Raw genomic sequence first — 3,645 nt, forward strand, 5'->3', positions numbered from 1 at the left:
CCTAGCGCGATCGCCTCGCCCCCCTCGCGATTCGGTTGGCCGGAACCACGTATTCGGTTATCCGCACTTGACAATTTTTTCAAAATATGTATAAGAGCGCCGACTGAGTTACAGGAGTCAATATCCGGTGCGATCGCGCTTCTGTGGGGACCGCTGCACCCGCCACATCACATCAAACACCTTCCGCGTCGTGTCGGGGTACGGGAATGCGATCGCAACAACAGGTGTCGTCAGCAATTCCGATGGGGTCATAAGCGCTGGGGGTTGACGGGATGGGAGCGACGCTCCCGATTATACAGGCAAGATGCCTGTGCTACAAGCGTTGGTGATACAATCAAAGCATCATAGCCCATCAAATGCCGATCGCCCCCCATGCAAAACATTCGTTTGGCGACCCATATCGGAGAAGATGGCATCTTAAAAGTGCAGATGCCCTCCGAAGTCAAGAACACCGAACTCGAGGTCTTGGTCCTATTCCAAGCGACGACACCCCCACGGCAAGAGAAAGCAACCAAACACCCCAAATGGCTGTCAGATTTCTTTGAAAAAACTTGGGGCAGTTGTGCGGATGCTCCCATCATCATCGATGAAGAAGGAGTCTCTGCGGAATTGGACGATCCGCCCGAAGAACTGTTCGCAACTCGATAAATTCAAGTGCTGTATTTACTAGATACCAACGTTGTCGCCATCTATTTGAATCGGCGATCGCAACTTCTCACCGAACAAATTAGAAGCGATCGATCCGACAGATATCGCCGTTTGTTCCGTGGTGAAATTTGAGTTATTTTATGGGGCGATGCGGAGTGGAAATCCGCCGCCAAACTTGGCAAGGCAACAAGAATTTTTAGATTTTTTTGTCTCCTTACCTGGGGATGATAGAGCCGCCAAAAAGGCGGGAGAAATCAGAAACAACTTGGCAAGTTTGGGAACGCCAATCGGCCCCTATGATTTGCTGATGGCGGCGCGAGCCATTGTCAATCATTTAATATTGGTCACTCATAATACAAGAGAATTTGAGCGAGTCTCGGAGTTGAGAATAGAAGATTGGGAAGTTTAGCTCCCATACGGAGGGCGGCGATCGCATTACCTAGAGCCAGCGGCATTCGGTTTGCCGGAATAAAGCATTCGGTTATCCGTACTTGACAAGTGTAGTTGATTGTGGGTTGATTCAAATCCTTCGCCAGAATATCCTGATGATGGTATAATCCCTGGGTGAATCCAACCGGTCTATATAGACTTGATTCTGGGGAGTCAGGGATTTAGTGAGGGGTAATCAACTGCTGCCGAGCCGTCAGCTAGAAGAGGCGGTGGATGGTTTTCAAAAAGCGATCGCCATCCCCATTTCCCTGGATTTCAGTAATCCTGCTAGGGTAGTGGTAGGCGGGCTGTGATGTAATGCGATCGCCTCATCCAACCTCCCAGACCGTTTCAACTGATTCGCCTGTCTCAGTAACTCACCCGCACTCATACCAGCGTTATTAATTATTACTAAAATATCAGTCTACCACAGTCTTACTAATCAAATTCTGCCAATCTGGTAAATCTGTCAAAAAACCAATATCCCAACTCTGACCATTCTGCACGGAAAACTTTTTAAAGCACCCCACCCAGTCGGCAATAGTCTCCATTCGATAGTAAGGGGTATATTCCCAAGAGCGATTTAAAAAATCAGCCATGTCCGCATACAAGCCCTTATCATAGTGATACCAAGCCAGCCATACCAGAGTATGATAGCGCACAGAACTCTCGATCGCTCGGATGGACTGGGGTAAATCTTGATGAGCAAAAAACTTATCTAGTACCCTCACTACACAATCAGCCTGAGTTTTCGCGTTTCTGGTGGTGTTCCCCCCATACCGACGATAACCCACGGCAACCCGCGGCCACCAAGTCGCCTCACACCCCATCAAGGCTAAACGCAAGACTAAATCGACATCGTGGGATTGTCGCAACTCCCTATCAAAACCCCCCGCCTTTTCTAGGGAATTCTTTGTGACTAATAAGCTACTGGTTTTGATGGGTTTATACCTTAACCAACTCTCTAAGGTGAGTTCGGGAACTTTATGCCAAGGTTCGACATCAATGATTTGATTACGGAGTTCATCGACAATGCGCCATCCGGTCTGGACGATCGCTAAATTAGGCTGTTGGTCAAATAAACTCACCTGTTGTGCTAACTTTTCTGGTAACAGCCAAAAATCATCGGCATCTAAAAAGGCAATTAACTCCCCCTTGGCTTGGTGAATCCCCAAATTCCGAGCTACAGCAGAACCTTGATTTTCCTGGTGAAAATATCTAATTTTATCCCCTAATGATGCGACTACCTCGGAGGTTCCATCTGTGGAACCATCATCAACAACTATGATTTCATAGTCTTGATAGGTTTGGCTTAAAACACTTTCGATCGCTTCCCCTAAAAAGCGATCGCCATTATAAACGGGAATAATTACACTGACCCTCGGATGTTGATTCAGATTCCGCCTCCTAGTGACTCACAATTAGACTGCAATTATAACACAGGCAACAGGCCAGTTATCCTTCTATACAGGTTGTTCAGAAATCGTGCTAAACATTACCCTCACCCTAAATCTGGATCCCAGGTGGACAGAGGGACTTTGACAGCCTATTGCATAATTACTGAAAAGGTTGTAAGCGATCGCCTAGGGTCTGCCTAGCACATATCCCCTATCGCCGCCAGACAACAAATAGGAACTGCCGACAATTTTTGAGAGAATGCGATCGCCGCCGAGGGGATAGCGGTTTCTTTTTCATGAAATCATGTAATTTTCATCAGCTTAACTGATGATTTGGATACCAGTTATCATCCAATAATTGTTCAAAATTATAAGGGCAATTAGCCGGAAATATACTTTTAGATAAACCCGTTTTTTTGATTACGAAACTTACCGCGACATGATAGATAGAGTCCAATTGGAGAATCAGCTTATTTTGCAAACTCGCGGTCAGTTCATGAATCAAATCATCTCGAAACGCAATTATTTCTGATTGCCAATGCCGACAGTTGCGCTCGTATTCTTGCTCCCAGTATTCCCATAACAGAAGATGGATGATGATTTGTCGCAACCGAATTCTGGCTTGATTAAATTGACTCCTACCCCAACTTTCCAACTCCTCAATTAAGCCGTCTAAATCCAAATGTCGGAAGTCTTCTGCTTTCAACAATTCGACGGTTTTTTGCAACCATAAATAACTGTCGGTTTGATACAAGTCTTGCAGTTGATTGTTGAGGGCATTTTTCATATTGTTTCCCCATATCCGAATGGTCGCCCTTGATTGGCGATCGCATCCTTAATGTGAAATCATGTTACCATAAGATTGACAACATAGCGCCGACCGGAGCGCAGGTTTCAACAGGCACCGATGCCGGTGCTACCATGGGAGGCATTGGCATGGTGAAAAAGCGATCGCCTTACCCCACCCTGGAATTATAACACAGGCAACAAGCCAGTTCTACTTCTATAAGCGATCGCCATCAATCCCCGCTTCCCGCAACAACATCTCCAACCTTTTAGTCTTTCGGCGCTCCTCTTCCAACTCGGCGGTCACTTGTTCGGCTCGCGAGCGCTCCTGTTGTAATTGTTGCTCGATTTCCAGGGGAGAAGAAAACGGCTGACCCTGGGGATT

Annotated in this window: 7 protein-coding genes; 4 read left to right on the forward strand and 3 right to left on the reverse strand. The window is 46.6% G+C overall.

What is annotated here, in order from left to right; translation table 11 throughout:
* The 4 genes from ACTIE0_RS23350 to ACTIE0_RS23365 form a co-directional block, all read left to right on the forward strand.
* Positions 1-348, forward strand: a 348-nt coding sequence (locus ACTIE0_RS23350) for a hypothetical protein (RefSeq protein ID WP_439517009.1), incomplete at its 5' end; no start/stop codon positions are given.
* A 24-nt stretch (positions 349-372) separates the two neighbouring features.
* Positions 373-648 (forward strand): hypothetical protein, encoded by a 276-nt coding sequence (locus tag ACTIE0_RS23355; protein ID WP_006670159.1) that lies wholly within the window; start codon positions 373-375, stop codon positions 646-648.
* Between the two features lie 6 nt (positions 649-654).
* Positions 655-780 (forward strand): hypothetical protein, encoded by a 126-nt coding sequence (locus ACTIE0_RS23360; protein ID WP_260378521.1) that lies wholly within the window; start codon positions 655-657, stop codon positions 778-780.
* On the forward strand, positions 767-1,057 hold the full coding sequence (locus tag ACTIE0_RS23365) for a PIN domain-containing protein (protein ID WP_315640123.1): 291 nt from the start codon (positions 767-769) through the stop codon (positions 1,055-1,057). Before ACTIE0_RS23360 ends, ACTIE0_RS23365 begins: the two co-directional genes overlap by 14 nt.
* Before the next feature lie 261 nt (positions 1,058-1,318).
* Here the strand turns inward: ACTIE0_RS23365 and ACTIE0_RS23370 are convergent, their stop codons facing one another.
* From ACTIE0_RS23370 to ACTIE0_RS23380, 3 genes are all read right to left on the reverse strand, one after another.
* Positions 1,319-1,468 (reverse strand): hypothetical protein, encoded by a 150-nt coding sequence (locus ACTIE0_RS23370; RefSeq protein WP_006668728.1) that lies wholly within the window; start codon positions 1,466-1,468, stop codon positions 1,319-1,321.
* A 28-nt stretch (positions 1,469-1,496) separates the two neighbouring features.
* Positions 1,497-2,474, reverse strand: coding sequence for a glycosyltransferase (locus tag ACTIE0_RS23375; RefSeq protein WP_071776796.1), 978 nt, complete (start codon positions 2,472-2,474; stop codon positions 1,497-1,499).
* A gap of 316 nt (positions 2,475-2,790) precedes the next feature.
* Entirely contained in the window at positions 2,791-3,261 is a 471-nt protein-coding gene (locus tag ACTIE0_RS23380; RefSeq protein ID WP_006624475.1) for a DUF29 domain-containing protein, read from the reverse strand.
* Positions 3,262-3,645 lie beyond the last annotated feature (384 nt).

Origin of the sequence: Limnospira sp., from assembly GCF_051859755.1 — a bacterium.
GTDB classification, from domain to species: Bacteria; Cyanobacteriota; Cyanobacteriia; order Cyanobacteriales; family Microcoleaceae; genus Limnospira; species Limnospira fusiformis.

Coding starts and splice junctions, on each gene's coding strand:
- ACTIE0_RS23380 (WP_006624475.1), bottom strand. CDS start 3,261: ATGAAAAATGCCCTCAACAATCAACTGCAAGACTTGTATCAAACCGAC.
- ACTIE0_RS23370 (WP_006668728.1), bottom strand. CDS start 1,468: ATGAGTGCGGGTGAGTTACTGAGACAGGCGAATCAGTTGAAACGGTCT.
- ACTIE0_RS23355 (WP_006670159.1), top strand. CDS start 373: ATGCAAAACATTCGTTTGGCGACCCATATCGGAGAAGATGGCATCTTA.